The organism is Bacteroidales bacterium (assembly GCA_022647615.1).
GTDB lineage: Bacteria > Bacteroidota > Bacteroidia > Bacteroidales > UBA932 > Egerieousia.
The window spans coordinates 53,759-73,556 of record JALCKZ010000001.1 but is presented as its reverse complement, the minus strand read 5'-3'; the positions used below and the strand labels follow the sequence as shown (position 1 = coordinate 73,556).

Below are 19,798 nucleotides of genomic sequence, written 5' to 3'. Positions count from 1 at the left end.
AAATTTGCGCACTTGTCGGGTTATGTCCCGACAGATACAAAAGTACTAAAAATTAAGCCGTGGTGCAAAGAGTAGCATATTGATGTCTTTTAAGAAATCACCCTACATAGCAACTTGTTTTGTGCTGGCATGCTGTTTTTTATGCATGCGCAGCTCAGCTATGCTCCAAAACCACAAAGGGAAGAGGGGCAAAGTCAAAACAGAACAGGCTGCATCATCAAGCACCATCTCCTCAAAAATACTTGACACCACCAGGCGCACTGCAAGATTAAGAGATACAACGCTCCAATTTGGAAAAGATTCTGTCGGGAATAAAATAGACTCATTAGGACGCGATTCTCTAAGAGATTCCGCACAGATAAGCACGCTTAAAGAGCCTGTGTTCTCTACAGCCAAAGATTCTATAGTTGAGGATTTTACAGAGGGCAAGAGAATGATTTACTATTATGGAGATGTGACTGTAAAGTATGAAGATATTTCCATAAGTTCCGCTTATATGGCCTATAATGTGCAGACTAAGACCGTGTTTGCCAAGGGATTGCCGGATAGTACCGGAATAGTGAAAGGCCTGCCGGTGATGAAAGAGGGGAACAGCTCTTATGAAATGGAGAGTGTTTACTACAATTTCAAGAGCAAGAAGGCAAAGATTAGAAATATGGTTACGCAGGAGGGAGAGGGATATGTGCATGGAGATTTTATAAAGAAGATGCCCGATAATTCCATCAATATTTCTAAGGGCAGATACACTACCTGCGACGCGGACCCTCCGCATTTTTATTTGCAAATGACTGCAGCAAAGGTGATTAACAGCGGCGTTGTAAAAAAGACCGTGTTCGGACCCGCGTATGTTGTGATAGAGGACGTCCCAACTCCGTTTGCTTTGCCATTTGGTTTTGTTCCTAGAATCAGCAAGAGAAGCGGCGGCATTTTAATTCCTACTTATGGAGAGGAGAATGCCAGAGGTTTCTATCTGAGAGGTTTAGGTTACTACTTTGTATTTGGAGAGCACATGGATTTGGCCGCGACTTGTGATATTTACACAAGAGGCTCATGGGCGGTTAATGCAAATATGAGATATAGCAAAAGGTACAGATATACCGGAACTTTCAGCGGCGTGTATTCTGTTGATAAGACGGGAGATAAAGGCTCTCCGGATTATTTCAAGACTACAAACTTCTCAATGAACTGGGCGCATGCAATGGACTCAAAAGCAAAGCCTGGAACTACATTCAGGGCTTCTGTAAATTTCTCCAGTCCGTCAAACAGCAGATATAATTCAACCACTATACAGAAGGCGCTGACCAACCAGATATCATCATCAATATCTTATACAAAGGCTTGGGCTGGAACACCGTTCTCTTTGTCCATCAACGCATTGCATAGCCAGAACTCCAGGGACAGCTCTTATGCCGTCACTCTTCCAAACCTTACTTTTACAGTGGCCAGAATATATCCTTTCAGAAGAAAAGTGCAGGTTGGGAAGCAAAAATTTTATGAGACTATTTCCTTCAACTACTCAGCTAATTTTGATAATAAAATGAACTTTAAGAGTTCAGATGTTAGCAAGCCGAATTTCTTTAACAAAATGAAAAACGGACTTCAGCATAACATCTCAATAGGACTCCCTACGTTTACTTTATTTAAATATATTCAGGGGTCTCCGGGTATTTCTTACGGAATGAACTGGTTTTTCTCTGATGCTAAAGAGTATTTTGACCAGGAGAAGCAACAGGTTGTAACAGAGTATTCTAACCCGTTCAGCACCTTTGGAGTTACCCAAACTTATGCATTTAGCCTTGGACTTTCCACAAGACTTTACGGATTGTTCCAATTTGGGAAGAATCATAAACTGCAGGCTATCAGGCACATGATAACTCCCACAATAAGTTTTAACTATCAGCCGGAGATGGGTACTGCCTCAAATGGATATAAGACACTTAATTACGTTGACAAGAGCGGTACTCAGCATGCAGTTTTATACAACAGATACTCCGGACAGATTTACTCTCCTCCCGGAACAGGCAAGAGCGCTGGAATGACATTCTCATTTGGAAACAACATAGAGGCAAAAATAAAATCAAAGGCAGATACTTCAGGTACAGGCACAAAGAAGGTTAAGCTTATAGACCAGCTGAATATAAGCGGTTCATATAATTTTCTTGCGGACTCTTTAAGGCTCTCAAACATAAGCGTTTCCGCTACTACTACAATCTTCGGCAAGATGGCTTTGTCCGGAAATATGTCATTTGACCCTTATGCCATAAACAGCCAGGGCGTCAGGATAAATAAGCTGAACATTGTGCAGGAAGGAGGCTTTAGACTGGCTCGCCTTGTTAATGCAAGTTTCTCAACTTCATATAGTTTCACAGGAGAGGGAAAGAGCAAGCTGGGGGCGGATTATCATCCCAACAGCGGAATTGCGGGCTCTGTTTCCACATCCGGAGATGGTGCTTATCAAAGAATTTATTACCACCCTGTTACGGGAGAATATATTCCAGGAGGTTGGGTGTATTATTATGATCCTTCTATGCCTTGGGCGGTAAACGTCAGCTACAGTTACTCTTACAGCAAATCTTACCAATATGCAAATGACCAGCTGCTGACCAAGAACAATCATACGATGACTTTGGGAATCAGCTCTCAGCTAAAACTTTATAAGGATTTGAGCGTGAGCCTTAATACGGGCTTTGACCTTACCAAAATGAAAATGACAACTACCCAGCTGTCAGGGTCATTCAGTCTGCACTGTTTCCAAATTTCAATATCCTGGATTCCTAATGGAAAATGGGAGAGCTGGAGCTTTAGGATTTCTGCAAATGCTTCTGCGCTTGCTGATTTGCTTCAGTACAAGAAGAATGCTTCCTACTGGGATAAATAACTTTCCCGTTAATTATATCTGCGCAGCTGCGTATTTCTATATGGCCGCAGGCTTTCCAAGCATGTATACTCATAGGGGGCTTTGTATATCAGTACATTACGGAAGATCTCAATTTTAAATCAGCAATGTTTTGTAACTGTCTGATTTTCAATATTGCCCCAGACTACCCCAGATCAGACAGTTACGCTTGTACCCAAGGTCGTAAGCTCGTGACCGTATGTCCCCGAGGCCGCAGGCCCGCGACCATAGGGAGCGTGCCTTTCCGCGGCGGTAGCCGCGTTAAACCACTTTGCAATGCGCTGCTTTGTAGCGCATTGCTCTGCATGTGACGCAAAGCGGCACATGCAAACTTGGAGGAATGCTTCACAGTCCGCAATGCGGACTTTGCTTGATAGAAGCAGAAAAAGAAATTTTGCAATGAGAAAAAAAGTTGTATATTTGTGTTGCGCAAGGGAATCACGCTTGTGCGTTCATTTGTTTAATCAGAAATTTCTATAGTAATAAACTTTGGGATGCGAGTTGCATCCACATATTAAAATCTTAATGTACGATATTATTGAATTGAAAGCCAAGAGCTTGGATGAGCTGCTGGCTATTGCCGACAAGCTGAATGTAGCTAAGGCAAAATCTCTTTCTCAGGAGGACCTCATTTATAAAATTTTAGATGAGCAAGCTCTTCAGGCTGCCGATAAGCCAATTGAGAGACCAAAGAGAAAACCGCGCGAGAGAATAACCAAGAGCAAATCAGTTATAACTGTTCAGCCGCAAGGTGCTATTACACAGAGAGAACCTGTTAGCGCTGCGACCGGAGGCCGTCCTGTTCAGAATGCCAGAAATGAGCAGTCTCAGAATGTCAAAGGTCAAAATGCAAAGGGCCAGGGTGTGCAAAAGAGGGGCGGACGTAAAGGGGTTCAGCAGCAGCCTGCTCAATCTGCTCAGCAGTCTGCAGTTCAACCTGCACAAGGTCCTGCAACTCAACCTGCACAGCAGCGTTCTGCAGCACAACCTGCACAGCAGCGTTCTGCAGCACAACCTGCACAGCAGCGCCCTGCAGCTCAACCTGCACAGCAGCGCCCTGCAGATCAACCTGCACAGCAGCGTTCTGCGGCTCAGCCGGCACAACAGCCTGCCCGTCAGAGAGTTGAGCAGCCTCAGGATTTGTTCGCCAGCGAGGATGCTTTTATAAATGAGCAGACTTCTCAGGAACAGATTTATGAAGAGCCACAGCAGAATCAGAGTGCTAATCAGAATCAGGCTGCCGGTCAGAATATTGGAAACAATCCTGTAGTTAGTCAGAATGTTGGAAATAATTCCGCAGCCAATCAGACTGTCGGGAATAATAATATGAATGCAGGTCAGAACAGACAGCATCAGCAGAATCACTTGCATAGCCGCCAGCAAAATGGCGCTTCTCAGAACGGCAACGGGCAGCAGAATGTCGGCGGACAGCAGAACGGCAACGGACAGCAGAATGTCGGCGGACAGCAGAACGGCAACGCTCAGCAAAATGGAAATGTTCCGCAGAATGGCAATGCTCAGCAGCAGGCAATCTCAAAGATTGAGTTTGAGGGAGTTGTGAAGGCCAACGGAGTTTTGGAAATTATGCCGGACGGGTATGGATTCCTGCGCTCTCCTGATTACAACTATTTGAATTCTCCTGATGATATTTATGTTTCACAGTCCCAAATTAAATTGTTCGGACTTAAGACCGGTGACACTGTATTTGGAGAAATTAAACCTCCAAGAGAGGGAGATAAATATTTTCCTTTGGTTAAGATTGACCAAATTAACGGCAGAGACCCCGCGTTCATAAGAGACAGAGTTCCATTTGATTTCTTAACTCCGCTGTTTCCAAATGAAAAGTTTGAGATTATAAAGAATGGACATAACAATCTGTCTTGCAGAGTTGTAGATATGTTTACCCCTATAGGAAAAGGACAGAGAGGTTTGATAGTTGCACAGCCAAAAACTGGTAAGACAGTGCTGCTTAAGGAGATAGCAAATGCTATTGCCGATAATCATCCGGAAGTTTACCTGATAGTTTTGCTTATAGACGAACGTCCGGAGGAGGTTACCGATATGGCCAGAAGCGTTAAGGCTGAGGTTGTTGCGTCAACATTTGATGAACCTGCGGAGAGACACGTAAAGGTTGCAAACATTGTGCTTGAAAAGTCCAAGAGACTTGTTGAGTGCGGCCATGATGTTGTCATTTTGCTGGATTCAATTACGCGTTTGGCGCGTGCTTATAATACCGTGCAACCTGCTAGCGGCAAGGTACTTAGCGGCGGCGTAGATGCAAATGCTTTGCACAAGCCAAAGAGATTTTTCGGAGCGGCGCGTAACGTTGAGAACGGAGGCTCTCTTACTATTATCGCGACAGCTTTGATTGATACCGGCTCTAAGATGGATGAGGTTATCTTTGAGGAATTCAAGGGAACCGGCAACATGGAACTTCAGCTGGACCGCAAGCTTTCCAACAAGAGAGTATTCCCTGCAGTTGACGTCACATTGAGTTCAACCCGTCGTGATGATTTGTTGCTAGACCCTGAGACTCTGCGTCGTACATGGATTCTGCGCAACCACTTGTCAGATATGACCAGCGTTGAGGCAATGGAATTTATGAAGAGCCGCCTGGAGCGTACTAACAGCAACGAGGAGTTCCTAATCTCAATGAATGGCGATGAATTGAAGTAAAAATCATTGATAACAAGGCAAAAAAAATAACAGGCAGAGATGCCTGTTATTTTTTTTGTCCGCGATCATACGGAGCATGCAGCTCCGCGCATACTATTTTACAGCAATCAAATCAACTTCCACTAATGCACCCTTTGGCAGCGCGGCAACCTCAAATGCTACGCGTGCAGGGTAAGGTTGTGCAAAGAATTTTGCATAAACTTCATTTAATGATGCAAAGTTAGACATGTCAGATAGATACACGGTAACCTTTACTGCGTCTGAAAGCTTGTAATTTTCAGATTCCAAAACATTTTTAAGGTTAGTAAGGGACTGTGCAAGTTGCTCTTTGAAGCCGCCCTTTACAAAATTTCCTGTTGCAGGGTCAATTGGAAGCTGACCGCTTGCATACAATGTGTTATCCGCTATAATTGCCTGGCTGTAAGTTCCTACAGCTGCCGGCGCTTTTGGTGATGCTACTACTTTTTTCATAATATATCGTTTATAAAATCCAACATAAAAATCCTATTATAAGCCCGGCCGCGGCATTCACGGCTTTGGCCTTTACCCACGCAGACTTGCTCCCTGCAAGCAGCGGCAAACTTACATGTCCCTCTTGTACTAATGAGTTGACCAGCAGGATGTAAAAGGGGAGCGTACCGTTAGCAAACAGCAGCACAAAAATCATGTGCGGCCCGCTCTCCGGAATGATTCCAACCAGCACCGCCATCAAAATCACAAGCGGCATATAGTTGCTTACCAGCGCGTTCAAATCTACCTTCATCATCAGCAACCCGCAGATTACCAGCGCTCCAAAGCTCCACAGGAAAACGGGAGGCAGATGTTTTTTTATCAGATGATGCCAGATGTGTTCTTGTATGAAATGCTCTTTTGCAGTGGCAGTCAGGAAGATAGTGATGACGCTCACTGCGGCGAAGAAGTAATCCAGCCATTTTTCATTAAATAAATTTAGGACAAATTTATGTCCCGACAGATTTTCTCCGCCTGCAGAAGCTGCTGCATTTGAGGAGGCTGAAACATCGGCCTCTGTAAAAACTCCGGAAAATATTGCGGCAATAAAAATTGCAATTCCCGCAAGAAGCAGCAATCTCTCCTTGCTGGGATGCATCATAACTTTGTAAGAATCAGCTTTGAATATTGACGGAACGCTTGAGTCCTCGCCCTTGTGAATTTCATATTCTTCATCGCAGACTTTATTGTGCGGCTTCTTAAATAGCACATAATCAACAAGAAATCCTATTCCAATTCCGCATGCAAGAAGGAGTGCAAAAAGCAGCGGAGCTTTTCCTGGAACTGTCGCGAGTATTACAAATGCCTCATCACCAGCTGATGCCGCCATCATTGCCGTAAGAGCGCCAAGGCTCAAAAGGTTGTGGGTAAAAAGGGATACTGCCGCAAAACCTCCGACGCATCCCGGGATTACGCCAAGAAAAGAGCCAAGCAAAATTTGCTTTGGCTTGGAATCCTTTAGTTTTGAGAACCATTTGCCGCGGCTCTCAATGTTCAGATACTCAATCAGCAGCATCATTATGATTACAAGACCCGTAATCATAATTGCGTTGCGCAGCGCCTCAAGTATTATGTTAATGTACGTGCTCAATTTGCTCTTTGTAAAGCTCCATCAATTTTTCAGCTGCAAGGAATGAATCTACTTTTCCTGCAAGTACCTTATCTTCATATTTTTGCAGCGCCGCCGCAATAGCGGGATTGTCATAGAATTTATTGCGCAGCTCTTCATTTATGCTCTCGTACATCCAGTATTTTGCCTGTTCTCTGCGACGGTATTCATAGTATCCGTTTTTCTTAACAAGTTTAAAATACTCCTCTATTTTTTTCAAAATTTCAGGCAGCCCTTTTTTGGTAACGGCGGAAGATGTTACGGCAGTTGGAACCCATCCTGAATCAGTAGGAGGAAATAGATGCAATGCGCTGGCATAAAGAGCTTTTGCTCCTTCTGCCTTATCCGTATTGCTTCCGTCCGCTTTGGTAATTGCTATTAAATCGCTCATCTCCATAATGCCTCTTTTTATCCCCTGCAAATCATCACCGGCGCCTGAAAGCATCAGAAGCAAAAAGAAATCGCTCATTGAGTGAACAGCTGTTTCGCTTTGGCCTACGCCAACGGTCTCAATGAAAACTACATCATATCCGGCCGCCTCACAAAGTACAATTGTCTCCCTGGTTTTGCGTGAAACTCCGCCGAGTGAACCTCCTGTAGGTGTGGGCCTTATAAAAGCATTAGGGTCATTGGCCAAAGTCTCCATTCTAGTTTTGTCTCCAAGAATGCTCCCCTTGCTTCTCTCGCTGGTAGGGTCAATTGCAAGTACGGCAAGCTTATGACCGCGGGATGTTATATAGCTCCCGAAAGCCTCTATAAATGTGCTCTTTCCGGCACCGGGCACTCCCGTAATTCCAATCCTCATTGTCTTTACTTTGCTCTTGCGAACATGTTCCTGGCAACCTATGATTAATTGTTTTGCAATATCCCTGTCCTCCGCTAATGAGCTCTCCACTAATGTGATAGCACGGCCAAGTACAGAAGTGTCACCTGCAAAAATACCCTTAAGATAATCCTCCGCGGTCATCTCTTTCTGCTTTTTCTTAAAGAAATTTTTAACATAGGGGTTAACTGAAGGAAGCGGTTTAACACCCTCATTTTCAAATAATGCGGTGTTAGGCTCTTCACTCTTTTTAGGTGGCCAGTTATCTGTTGTTCTGCTCATATTTTTAAATATTACTACTTAACGGAACCGCTCATAAACAAATTAACCAGCGGTCTCTCCGGTGAATTTGTAACCAAAGTTATTGTAAACACTTCATCAGAATTCCTCTTTAGCGGAGTTGCAATTGCCGTGATTGTAACTTTCTTACCTGCACGCACATAGGATGGGCAGTCAACTTTTATAGATGCTCCGTTTGTCTCAACTTTATATATTCGCAGCGGTTTTAACCCGGAATTCTTAGCGGTAAATACAGCCTTAATTTTTTGAAAAACTCTTGCTGTTCCAAAATTGTACGTACTGGAATCGGCAAAAAGTTCAGGCCCGTTTTCTATCTGCTCCCTGCTTAGAGAGGAATAGGGGGTTAGAATCATGCATTCTGCCAAAAACTTTGGACGTACAACTTTTCCGTTGCAAACAATATCTGCGGTATATCTTGTTGTCCCCCAATGTATTGCTGCTTTTGTATTAATTTGGTATGTAATCTTTCCAACGTCCCCGGGTCCAAGTACGGATGGGGAAACTTTAATTGTCAGACCTTTAGAAGGGTTGACAAATTTTACTGTAACTTTTGCGTTGCTTAGATTAACAATATTCTCTCCAAGAATTTTGTAGAGTCCCTGCTCTATTTGCCCCGCATCCTGCGCATAAACTTTCATTCCAAGCGGGCCGAATTTTGCCGGGAATGACTCAGCGAGGGGGCGGTCTTTTTCATACACAACTCCTGTAATTCTCAGCATTATAGGCTTTTGAGAGGCTGTGGTATAGACAGACAGCGTTTTATCAAAAGGGTACGGTCCCTGGTCATTCAAAAAAGTAACCTTTATTATACCCTTTTCCCCAGGCTTGATTGGCGCTTTGCTCCATGATGGAACGGTGCAGCCGCATGAGGCCAGAACGTTGCTTATTGCAACCGGAGAGGAACTTACATTTGTAAAAACAAACTGGCATTTTTGCGCCCCTGAGTCAATGGATATTTTACCAAAGTTATGAACTACTTCATTAAATCTAAGTGCAATGGTGTGGCCTGTCTGAGCTGCCGCGCACAGCGGCTGCGACATAATTGCTGCCACTGCAAATATGCTTATAATGAATAATTTAACTGTCGCGACAGATACTTTTTTGCTCTTTTTTAACATTTTGTGAATAACTTTCATAGCGTACCTTACAAATATAATTATAAACTCCTATTTATTTGATTAAATTTGCTATGCTTTTGCAAAAAAGGCTCCAATCCAAAGAAGGATATATTAATTAATCTAACATATTATGAAGTTATTTAAGAAATTGCTCACAGCTGCGCTTGCAATTGCGGTGCTGCTTACAACTGCTGGCGGCAATGTTTTTGCACAGAAAAAAGTTGCAAAGAAAGTTGCTGTAAAAGACTATGAGGTTGTTAAAAATGACCCCACTCACACCAGAATCTACACTTTGCCTAATGGCCTAAAAGTGTATATGTCAGTCACTAAGAAGGAACCAAGAATTCAAACTTATATTGCCGTAAGAACGGGAAGCAAGAATGACCCTCATGAGACTACGGGTCTTTCACACTACCTGGAGCATATAATGTTTAAAGGTACAACTCATTATGGAACAATAAATTATGCCAAAGAGAAACCTATGCTGGATCAGATTGAGAAGGAGTTTGAATACTATAGAACTCTTAAGGATCCTGCTGCGCGCAAGGCTGAATATCACAAGATTGACAGCATATCTTTTGAAGCATCAAAACTTTTTGTTGCCAATGAGTATGACAAATTGATGGGAACGCTTGGCTCTAAAAATTCCAATGCATTCACCTCTTATGATATGACAGTATATCAGGAGGATATCCCTTCCAACCAGGTTGAGGCATGGGCTAAAATACAGAGCGACAGATTTGAAAACATGGTTATCCGCGGATTCCATACGGAGCTTGAAGCTGTTTATGAGGAGGATAATCTTGGACTTTCAAATGACCAGGAGAGAGCATTTGATACTTTGATGTTTGCAACTTTCAGAAAGCACCCTTACGGATTGCAGACTACTATCGGAACTCAGGAGAACCTTAAAAACCCTTCAATTACAAATATTTGGAAGCATTTTCATAATTTCTATGTTCCAAACAATGTTGCAATTTGCATGGCGGGAGATTTTGACCCTGACCAGGCAATAGCCACTATCAGAAAATATTTTGGCAACTGGAAGAGGAATGATAATCTTAAGCTTCTTAAGTTTGAAGATGAGGAACCAATTGCAAAACACATAGAGAAAACAGTTTACGGACAAGAGTCTCCGATGATTTATATCGGCTGGAGATTCCCTTCCGCATACAGAGACGGACGTGCAATATCCAACATTGAAGATACCCTTTACATGGTAAGCAATATTTTGAGCAATCACGGAAATGCCGGATTGATTGATATGAATGTTAACAGGCAGCAAAAAGTTCTTAGCGGTTTTGCAGGCAAAGAGGGGTTGACAGATTACAGTCTGTTCTTATTGGGCGGAGAACCTAAAGAGGGACAGAGCCTTGCAGAGGTTAAGGATATCCTTTTTGAGCAGATGGAAAAAGTTAAGAAAGGAGATTTTGATGAGTCTATGCTAACTGCAATTGTAAATAATTACAAGCGTTTCCAGATGCAGAGTTTGGATAATTATCAGTACAGGGCACAAATGATGTTCAGCAGTTTCATTGACAGAACTCCTTGGAATTTTACCATCAATGAGGGGGAGAGATTGAGCAAAATTAAGAAGGCTGACGTTGTAAAATTTGTCAATAAATATTTTGGAGACAATTATGTTCAGGTAAATAAAGTTGTTGGAGTAGAGAAGGGAATTCAAAAGATAGAGAAACCTGAGATTACTGCAATTAATACAAACAGAGACACTTCCAGCCAGTTCCTTAGAGACATGGAGAAGATGATTAAAGCTGCAAAACCAATTGAACCGGTTTATGTAGATTTTAACAAGGAGATGTCAATAGGCAAGAATGCTACCGGTCAGGATATTTATTATAAGCATAATGATGATAATACATTATTCTCTCTGACGTATTATTTCCAGAACGGCAGCAATGATAATAACAAGCTTGATTATGCTCTTAATTATTTTGATAATCTTGGTACGGATAAACTTTCTTCTGACCAGATTAAATCAAAACTTTATACGCTCGCATGTTCTGCATCAGCACGTTGCAATGAGCATACAACTTCTGTTACAATAAACGGATTAAGCGAGAATATGAAGCAGGCATCAGATATTTATGAGGATTTGCTTGCCAATGTAAAGCCTGATGAAGGGTTGCTTGCCAAGATGAAAGAGAATTGGAAGAAGCAGCTGCTTAATGCAAAGAGCGATAAGGATGCAAATGCCGACGCTTTGGAGACTTATACTATTTACGGTGCTGTGAATCCTCAGACTTGCAGCTTAAAACCTGCTGAAATAGATAAGCTTACAGCAGAGGAACTTGTTAACGTTGTTAAAGATTTGTTTAAGCATCAATACTCAGTTATATACTATGGACCTCTTGCAAAAGACAAAGCTGTCGCTGAGCTAAATGCAATGCATAAAGGTTCTGAGAATCTTGCAGTTTATGCTCCTTCCAGAAGTTTTGCAGTGCTTGATTCTAAGCAGCCTACAATCTTTATTGCTCCCTATAAAGCAACTCAGATTAACCTGTACGGTATCTGCAATTACGGAGAGAAATTTAATCCTAAGGATTGGGCTCTTATAAGGTTGTTTGATACTTATTTTGGCTCCGGAATGAGCTCTATAGTTTTCCAGGATTTAAGAGAGGCCAAAGGTCTTGCATATCACGCAGACGCACGCCATATCTTCCCTTATTTCAATGATAGGGAACCTCTTTACTATGAGGCTTTGATTTACACTCAGAATGATAAGATGATTGATGCAATGAATGCTTATGCTTTGATATTTAAAAACATGCCTGTTTCTCAGAAGTCATTTGACGTTGCAAAATCAAATTCTCTGCAGAATCTTGCAACTACCAGATATACGGGCGAAAATGTTATATGGTATTACTTGAGCATGAAGAGGCGTGGCTTTGATTATGATGCCAACAAAGATATTTATAACAACCTTAAAACCCTTAATTTGCAGTCAATTATAGATTATCAGAAAAGTAATATAAGTGGCCGCAACTTTAATATAGGAATTATCGGCAACACAGAAGAACTTGATTTTACGCCGATTGAAGAGAGAGCATACGGCAAAATTGTCAGACTGACAACGCAAGATATATTCGGATATTAATAGTACGGCGGGCATTTTGGCGGGAAAAACTGCCAAAATGGAAGTAGCGTAACAATTTGGGAAATGGGAACGATGTTTGTATATTTGCAAACTAGTTCCCGTCCCTTTTTAAGAGACAATATATTTAACAATTAAATTATAACTAATTATGGCTTACAAAATTTCAACTGATTGCGCAGCTTGCGGAACATGTAAAGATGAGTGCCCAGTAGGAGCTATTTCTGCCGGCGATATTTACAAGATTGATCCTAATCTATGCACAGAGTGCGGTACTTGCGCTCAGGCATGCCCTATGGGAGCAATTTCCAAGGAATAATTCAAGTAAGAATTATAGCAAATAGGCTGGCGAGCGGGCTTTAATGTTCGCGCCAGCCTTTTTTAATCTGTAAAGCCAATAATTGTTATCACGACAGCTAATCTGTCGGGAGCTAAAAAAGTAAAAATTAAATAATAGTATAATGGGTTCATTTGTAAATGGTTTGAAGAAGCTCTTCGGGTCAAAGGAAGAGAGAGATATGAAGGCGCTTACGCCAATCTTGAACAAGGTGCTGGAGGAGTACAAGAGAGTTGATGCTTTGTCTGATGATGATTTAAGAGCTGAGACTCAAAGAATTAAAAAGGTGATTCTGGATAGGATTGCGCCGGATGAGAAGAAAAAGAGAGAGCTTAGAAATCAGCTGGAGGATGTGAATATTTCTGCTGACGATAAGGAGAAGTATGCAACTGAAGTTGACAAGCTTGCAAAGCAGATAGATGAGGAGATAGAAGCAGTTCTGAATGAGGTGCTTCCGGTTGCGTTTGCAATTATGAAGTCTACCGCGCGCAGGTTTAAGGAGAATGAAACCATTAAAGTTAAGGCAACTGATTTTGACCGTGAATTGAGTACTCATGCAGATTTTGTCTCCATAGATGGAGATTATGCAATTTGGAAAAATCACTGGATGGCGGGTGGAAATGAGATTACCTGGGACATGGTACACTATGATGTTCAGCTGATTGGAGGTATCGTGCTGCATCAGGGAAAAATTTCCGAGATGGCAACAGGTGAAGGAAAAACACTGGTTGCGACGCTTCCGGTATTCCTTAATGCGCTGGCCGGCAAGGGAGTGCACATGGTAACCGTAAATGACTACCTGGCAAAACGTGACTCCGAGTGGATGGGCCCTCTTTATGAATTCCACGGATTATCAGTAGATTGCATAGACAAGCATGAGCCAAATTCCGAGGCACGCAAACAAGCATATAGGGCTGACGTTACGTTTGGTACAAATAATGAGTTTGGTTTTGATTACCTGAGAGATAACATGGCAATCAATACGGAAGACCTTGTACAGCGCAAACATCACTACGCAATTGTGGATGAGGTGGACTCAGTCTTGATTGATGATGCAAGAACTCCGTTGATTATTTCCGGTCCCGTTCCAAAAGGAGAAGACCAGCAGTTTGCTGAATACAAGCCATATATAGAGAAGATTTATAATGTTCAGAGAGGCGAGGTTACCAAATATTTGCAGGAGGCAAAGAGGCTGATTGCTGATGGAAACAAAGATAATGCGGGCGGAATGGCGCTGTTAAGAGCGCATAAGGCGCTGCCTCGTTACAACCCTTTGATTAAATATTTGAGCGAGCCGGGCATTAAACAGATAATGCAGCAGACGGAAAATTTCTATATGCAGGATAACAACAAGCAAATGCATATAGTTACTGATCCTCTGTATATAGTTATAGATGAGAAAGATAAGACAGTAGAGCTTACAGATAAGGGAAATGATTACATAGCTGGTTTGGTTAGCGATCCTAAGTTCTTTATCCTGCCCGATATGGGAACTGTTATTTCAGAGATAGAGAAGAGCAATCTTTCTGCGGAAGAGAAGCAGAACAAGAAGGATGAGCTGCTTGCGGATTACGCTGTTAAATCTGAGCGCGTACATACTGTAACTCAATTGCTTAAAGCTTACACTTTGTTTGAGAAAGATGTTGAGTACATCAACGTTGATAACAAAATTAAGATTGTAGATGAGCAGACGGGACGTATTCTGGAAGGTAGACGTTATTCAGATGGTCTTCACCAAGCTCTTGAGGCTAAGGAGAATGTAAAGGTTGAGGCTGCAACTCAAACTTTTGCAACAATCACTTTGCAGAACTATTTTAGAATGTATCACAAGCTTGCAGGTATGACCGGTACCGCATCTACTGAGGCGGGCGAGTTCTGGTCTATTTACAAACTGGATGTTGTTACCATTCCTACAAATAAGCCTGTTATTAGAGTAGATTCCAATGACTTGATTTACAGGACAAAGAAGGAAAAATTCAATGCTGTTATTGAGAGAATTGTTGAGCTGAGAAAACAGGGGCGTCCTGCATTGGTGGGCACAACATCTGTCGAGATATCAGAATTGCTTAGCAGAATGCTTAAGCTGCGCGGAATTCAGCACAGCGTTTTGAATGCAAAGCAGCATGCACGTGAGGCTGAGATTGTTGCGCATGCAGGTGAAGCGGGGACAGTGACTATAGCAACCAATATGGCGGGCCGTGGTACAGATATTAAGCTGGGACCTGGCGTAAGAGAGGCCGGCGGTCTTGCAATCATAGGAACTGAGCGTCACGATAGCCGCCGAGTAGACAGGCAGTTGCGCGGACGTGCAGGAAGACAGGGAGACCCGGGTTCTTCTGAATTCTTTGTCTCTTTGGAAGATGATTTGATGAGACTGTTTGGCGCAGAGAGGATTTCAAAGATTGTAGATGGCCTTGGAATGCAGGAGGGAGAAGTGCTGCAGCACTCAATGTTGTCTTCTTCTATTGAGCGCGCGCAGAGAAAAGTTGAGGAGAATAACTTTGGTATTCGTAAGAGACTGCTTGAGTATGATGATGTTATGAACTCTCAGAGAGAGGTTATTTATACCAGAAGAAAGAATGCGCTTTACGGAGAGAGAATAGAAATTGATGTCAAGAACATGATTGCAGATTATGCAGATGTTCTTGCGGGCAAGAGAGATTCAATGGGTTATGAGGATTTCAAAATTGAGATGATGAGGGATGTCTCCATGGTTCCTGACTTTGATGAGCAATATTATCAGAACGCATCAAGAGAGGAGCTGGGAGATAAAATAGCCGCTGCAATTACAGAAATTATTCAACGCCGCGGTGAGGTTATTTCTGCTCAGGCTCAGCCAATTGTGGAGCAAGTTTATAAAACGCAATCTGCTACATATCAGAATATTGCAGTGCCAATTTCAGATGGCCAGAAGATGCTTCAGCTGATAGTTAATCTTAAGAAGGCTAATGAAAACAGCAAGGAGATTGAAATTGCTTTGGAGAAGTGCGTCACCCTTATAATGATTGATGAACATTGGAAGGAGCATTTGAGAGAGATGGATGAATTGAAGCAGTCAGTTCAGAACGCCACCTATGAGCAGAAGGATCCTCTTTTGATTTACAAATTTGAGAGCTACAATTTGTTCCAGAGCGTAATAGAGAAAATAAGCAGAGATGTAATTGCATTTTTGGTACGCGCGCAAATCCCTTTGCGTCAGAACTCTGACCTTAACGTTAGAGAAGAGGCGGCAAGAAAGAGAACTGATTTGAGCCAGATGAAAATGAGTCATGATGATGTCTCTGCAAACACCAGCGAGCCAAAGAGCAATGCTCCAATTCATGTGGAGAAGAAGATTGGAAGGAATGATCCATGTCCTTGCGGCAGCGGCAAGAAGTACAAGAACTGCCACGGGAAAGGGCTTGTATAAGGTAAGGTCGCGATGGATTATGTGGGCGATCCAGTTAGGTATTTGAAATTTTAATAGATTATTTTATATGAATTTTGATTTTGATATACTTGTAATCGGCTCAGGACCGGGAGGTTATGTGGCCGCAGTAAAAGCCGCGCAGTACGGCTTTAAAACAGCTGTTGTGGAGCGCGCGGAGATTGGGGGCATTTGTCTTAATTGGGGTTGTATTCCTACTAAGGCGTTGTTGAAGTCTGCTGAGGCTTATGAGATTTTGAAGCATCCGGAGGCGTACGGGCTTGTTGCTGCGTCAGAACCTGCTGCGTCCGCCTCGCTTAAAGTCGCTAGCGCTCCATGCGCTCGGCCGGGCGAGCAGGGTTCTGACGCAAATCATCCTGCGTCCGCAAGCGGATACCGCTTTGATGTTCAGAAGATTGTTGAGCGTGAACGCGGAGTTTCGGACAAGATGCGCCGCGGGGTGGAGTTCTTGTTCAAGAAGTACAATGTTTCTGTTATTGCAGGTACTGCAAAATTCAAAGATGCTAATACAGTAACCGTGAGTGATAATGCTGCGTCAACAGAGCCAGCTGAAAGCACTGTTACGGCAAAGTATGTAATTGTTGCAACCGGCGCCCGTCCAAAAGCGCTGCCGTTTGCACCATTTGACGGCGAAAAAATCATCTCTTACAAAGAAGCGCTCGTACCAAAAACGCTGCCAAAATCTCTGGCCGTAATTGGTTCCGGAGCTATCGGGAGCGAGCTTGCAAACTTCTATCTGTCAATGGGTACGCAAGTTTATCTGATTGAGTTCCTAGATAAGATTGTGCCGTTGGAGGATGATGATATTTCCGGTCAGCTGAGCAGAAGTTTCCGCAAGAACGGAATGAAAGTTATGACCTCTGCCAAAGTTACGGGCGTTAAATTCAACAAGTCGCAAGATGAGAGCGGAGCAGAGAGAGACAACTGTGAATTAACTGTCGAGACCAAAAAAGGTATAGAAACTATAAATGTTGAGAGAGTTTTGTGCGCGGTTGGTGTTGCGCCAAATACTGATAATCTGGGACTTGAAGGGCTTGGAGTGAAGATGGAGAGAGGCAAGATTGCGGTGAATGAGTTTTACTGCGCGTGTGATGCTAACGGAAAATGTGTTGGGCAAAATGACGGCGGTGTCTTTGCGATAGGGGATGTGATTGCCACTCCTGCACTTGCGCATGTGGCTTCTGCTGAGGCGCTTGCATGTGTTGCGCATATCGCCGAGCTTGAAGGCAAACCTGGTGCAAAGTTCCATCCGATTGATTATAAGCATATTCCGGGTGCAACATATACCTCTCCTCAAATTGCTTCTGCCGGACTTACAGAGCAGAAAGCAAAGGAACTTGGAATTGAATATAAGGTTGGAAAATTTATGTTTACCGCATCCGGAAAGGCAACTGCCGCCGGCAAGACTGACGGTTTTGTGAAACTTATTTCTGATGCTAAAACGGATAAACTTATTGGTGTTCACCTGATTGGAGCTGATGTAACGGAGATTATCGGAGGCATGGTGCTTGCAATGAATCTTGGCGCAACTGCTGAGCAGGTGGCTAATACGGTGTTCCCGCATCCGACTATGAGCGAGGGAATTAAAGATGCTGCGGAGGCGATTGAATCTTAGCGGAATTTTAAATAACGGAGTAATCCGGTGAGCTTTAAATAATTACAAAATGGCAAAATTAACTGGCGGCACATCTGTTCCTGCGGTAAATGATGTTAGCAGGATTGCGGAAGAGACAACTTTCAAAGGCAATTTGATTACTCATTCTGATATCAGAATTGACGGCACTCTTGAGGGCGATATTGTTACGCTTGGTAAGCTTGTCGTTGGTGAGAAGGGGAAGATTACCGGCAAGATAATTTGCAGAAATGCAGATATTTACGGCAAAGCTACCGGAGATATCACCGCCTCACATTCTGCCAGTTTCAAGAGCAAGGCTGTTTACAAAGGCAACCTCAAGACCATCCATGTCGGCATAGAAATCGGCGCCAGCTTCAGCGGCAATTGCTCAATATTAACCAGAGAAGAGGCCGGGAAGATTTTTGAAGGATACTTTTAATCACGATAGATTTACGATAACAAGGTAAAAAAATAGCGGGCGTTTTTCGCCCGTTATTTTTTTTGCCCGCGACCGTAGGGAGCGTGCATCTTCGCGCGACAGCGCGTCAAACCACGAGGCGGTGCGGTGCTTTGTGCCGCACCGCTCTGCAGCCAGCACAGCTGGCTGTTGAATACCTTTCCTTTTAAAACTGTGACACAATACAATACATGAGAAATATCATTATATTTGTACATAAAATATAGCGAAAGCTATTGTTGGAGATTTAGAAAACGACCAATTTTTTATGCCCTCTCCTGCAGTAGTCTCTCCGCGCAAATTGCGCGGACTAGATCTATTGAGGGCAAAGCGCTTGGTCGTGCTTCTAAATCAATAAGTTTAGTCCGCGCTTTATTTTTTGTGTGGTAACCAAAATTAAACTAATATATTATGATTAAAAAAATTGCATTAAGTGTGATTGCTGTATGTGCAGTCACAGCTTTCATTTCTTGTAGTAAAGGCGGAGGAAACAGTATTTCTCCAACTCCTACAGAAGAGAAGTCTGTACCTTATACAATATCGCTTAATCTGTTAGGCGATTTCAATGTAACGCATACGCCATTTTCAAAGGCTAGCGGAAGTGATGTCTATGGCATCAATATTTTTAGTAACAACAACACTAGTAAAACTTATACCTCTGTGGTTGGTTACGGCTTGTTTGACGATAAGGACAAGATGACTGTAACACTGCTTAGTCCATATCTGTATAAGTTTGCTTGTGACCTAATTATTGATGGTAAAAACAAGTTAAAAGTTTCAAATGTTGGAGCTTATGGCGAACCCTTTGGGACTACAAGCAGTCCATTAATTCTTGAGAATAAATTTGTTCTTGGTCTAACTAATCTAGGTGCTCTTGGCGGAGCTAAAATGCTCCTAAAAGGTGCGGATACTTCAATTGCATATGCTGAAGGTGTGGATCGTTATTATGGTGAATTATCTGATTTCTCACCCTCTGCAAGTGCTACTGCTACAATTAATTTAAAGCGTTGTGTTTTTGGGGCAAAGTTTATAGTGACGGGAATGAAAGGCGGCACATTAAAAATGTCTTTGGGGAAATTTTGGTCTAAAGAGATAACTGCAGATGCAACAACCGATACGCTTATTTTTGCTTGTCCTTCAGTTGCTGAGAATTGGTCAGAAGATATAGCAGTTGCGGTAAAATATAACAGAGCGGAAACATCAACAAGTTATTGGAATGAGTTGAATACATCGCAGACTGTAAATTTTAAACGAAATGTTTTGACAACGTTAACTCTTAATGTTGCAGATTTGACTCCAAATGGTTACAAATTTGGAATTACCGAAGAACCTATGGGTTCTAATAATGACATTAATATAGATATTAATAGCGGTGGCACTATTGAGATAAATGTAAATCCTTCTAAACCGTAATACATT

The 19,798-nt window shown here is 42.6% G+C and carries 12 protein-coding genes; 8 read left to right on the top strand and 4 right to left on the bottom strand.

What is annotated here, in order from left to right:
• Positions 1–160 precede the first annotated feature (160 nt).
• A complete protein-coding gene (locus tag LKM37_00325) occupies positions 161–2,878 on the top strand; it encodes an LPS-assembly protein LptD (protein MCI1719473.1) in 2,718 nt (905 codons plus the stop codon).
• A gap of 543 nt (positions 2,879–3,421) precedes the next feature.
• Positions 3,422–5,572, top strand: coding sequence for a transcription termination factor Rho (rho, locus tag LKM37_00320; protein MCI1719472.1), 2,151 nt, complete (start codon positions 3,422–3,424; stop codon positions 5,570–5,572).
• 93 nt (positions 5,573–5,665) lie between these two features.
• Here rho and LKM37_00315 read toward each other — a convergent pair whose 3' ends face one another.
• Genes LKM37_00315 through LKM37_00300 form a run of 4 tightly spaced genes read right to left on the bottom strand, consistent with a single transcriptional unit; the run spans position 5,666 to position 9,431 of the window.
• Positions 5,666–6,043, bottom strand: coding sequence for a RidA family protein (locus LKM37_00315; protein MCI1719471.1), 378 nt, complete (start codon positions 6,041–6,043; stop codon positions 5,666–5,668).
• A gap of 10 nt (positions 6,044–6,053) precedes the next feature.
• Positions 6,054–7,172: a putative manganese transporter gene (locus LKM37_00310; GenBank protein MCI1719470.1), complete on the bottom strand. Its 1,119-nt coding sequence runs from the start codon at positions 7,170–7,172 to the stop codon at positions 6,054–6,056.
• Positions 7,156–8,295, bottom strand: a complete 1,140-nt coding sequence (meaB, locus tag LKM37_00305) for a methylmalonyl Co-A mutase-associated GTPase MeaB (protein ID MCI1719469.1) — start codon at positions 8,293–8,295, stop codon at positions 7,156–7,158. Before meaB ends, LKM37_00310 begins: the two co-directional genes overlap by 17 nt.
• A gap of 14 nt (positions 8,296–8,309) precedes the next feature.
• Positions 8,310–9,431, bottom strand: coding sequence for a DUF1573 domain-containing protein (locus LKM37_00300; protein ID MCI1719468.1), 1,122 nt, complete (start codon positions 9,429–9,431; stop codon positions 8,310–8,312).
• 130 nt (positions 9,432–9,561) lie between these two features.
• Here LKM37_00300 and LKM37_00295 point away from each other — a divergent pair, with 130 nt between their 5' ends.
• From LKM37_00295 to LKM37_00270, 6 genes are all read left to right on the top strand, one after another.
• Positions 9,562–12,546 (top strand): insulinase family protein, encoded by a 2,985-nt coding sequence (locus LKM37_00295; protein MCI1719467.1) that lies wholly within the window; start codon positions 9,562–9,564, stop codon positions 12,544–12,546.
• A 148-nt stretch (positions 12,547–12,694) separates the two neighbouring features.
• Positions 12,695–12,862 (top strand): 4Fe-4S binding protein, encoded by a 168-nt coding sequence (locus LKM37_00290; GenBank protein ID MCI1719466.1) that lies wholly within the window; start codon positions 12,695–12,697, stop codon positions 12,860–12,862.
• 142 nt (positions 12,863–13,004) lie between these two features.
• Positions 13,005–16,289, top strand: a complete 3,285-nt coding sequence (gene secA / locus LKM37_00285; protein MCI1719465.1) for a preprotein translocase subunit SecA — start codon at positions 13,005–13,007, stop codon at positions 16,287–16,289.
• A gap of 67 nt (positions 16,290–16,356) precedes the next feature.
• On the top strand, positions 16,357–17,922 hold the full coding sequence (locus LKM37_00280) for a dihydrolipoyl dehydrogenase (protein MCI1719464.1): 1,566 nt from the start codon (positions 16,357–16,359) through the stop codon (positions 17,920–17,922).
• A 49-nt stretch (positions 17,923–17,971) separates the two neighbouring features.
• Entirely contained in the window at positions 17,972–18,361 is a 390-nt protein-coding gene (locus LKM37_00275; protein MCI1719463.1) for a polymer-forming cytoskeletal protein, read from the top strand.
• Between the two features lie 429 nt (positions 18,362–18,790).
• Entirely contained in the window at positions 18,791–19,792 is a 1,002-nt protein-coding gene (locus tag LKM37_00270; protein MCI1719462.1) for a hypothetical protein, read from the top strand.
• The last annotated feature ends 6 nt before the right edge of the window (positions 19,793–19,798 follow it).

Excerpts from the sequence above, each read along its gene's own strand:
- LKM37_00295 (MCI1719467.1), top strand. The coding sequence starts at position 9,562 with ATGAAGTTATTTAAGAAATTGCTCACAGCTGCGCTTGCAATTGCGGTG.
- LKM37_00290 (MCI1719466.1), top strand. The coding sequence starts at position 12,695 with ATGGCTTACAAAATTTCAACTGATTGCGCAGCTTGCGGAACATGTAAA.
- LKM37_00270 (MCI1719462.1), top strand. The coding sequence starts at position 18,791 with ATGATTAAAAAAATTGCATTAAGTGTGATTGCTGTATGTGCAGTCACA.
- LKM37_00325 (MCI1719473.1), top strand. The coding sequence starts at position 161 with ATGCTCCAAAACCACAAAGGGAAGAGGGGCAAAGTCAAAACAGAACAG.
- meaB (MCI1719469.1), bottom strand. The coding sequence starts at position 8,295 with ATGAGCAGAACAACAGATAACTGGCCACCTAAAAAGAGTGAAGAGCCT.
- LKM37_00280 (MCI1719464.1), top strand. The coding sequence starts at position 16,357 with ATGAATTTTGATTTTGATATACTTGTAATCGGCTCAGGACCGGGAGGT.
- LKM37_00300 (MCI1719468.1), bottom strand. The coding sequence starts at position 9,431 with ATGTTAAAAAAGAGCAAAAAAGTATCTGTCGCGACAGTTAAATTATTC.
- LKM37_00315 (MCI1719471.1), bottom strand. The coding sequence starts at position 6,043 with ATGAAAAAAGTAGTAGCATCACCAAAAGCGCCGGCAGCTGTAGGAACT.
- secA (MCI1719465.1), top strand. The coding sequence starts at position 13,005 with ATGGGTTCATTTGTAAATGGTTTGAAGAAGCTCTTCGGGTCAAAGGAA.
- LKM37_00275 (MCI1719463.1), top strand. The coding sequence starts at position 17,972 with ATGGCAAAATTAACTGGCGGCACATCTGTTCCTGCGGTAAATGATGTT.
- rho (MCI1719472.1), top strand. The coding sequence starts at position 3,422 with ATGTACGATATTATTGAATTGAAAGCCAAGAGCTTGGATGAGCTGCTG.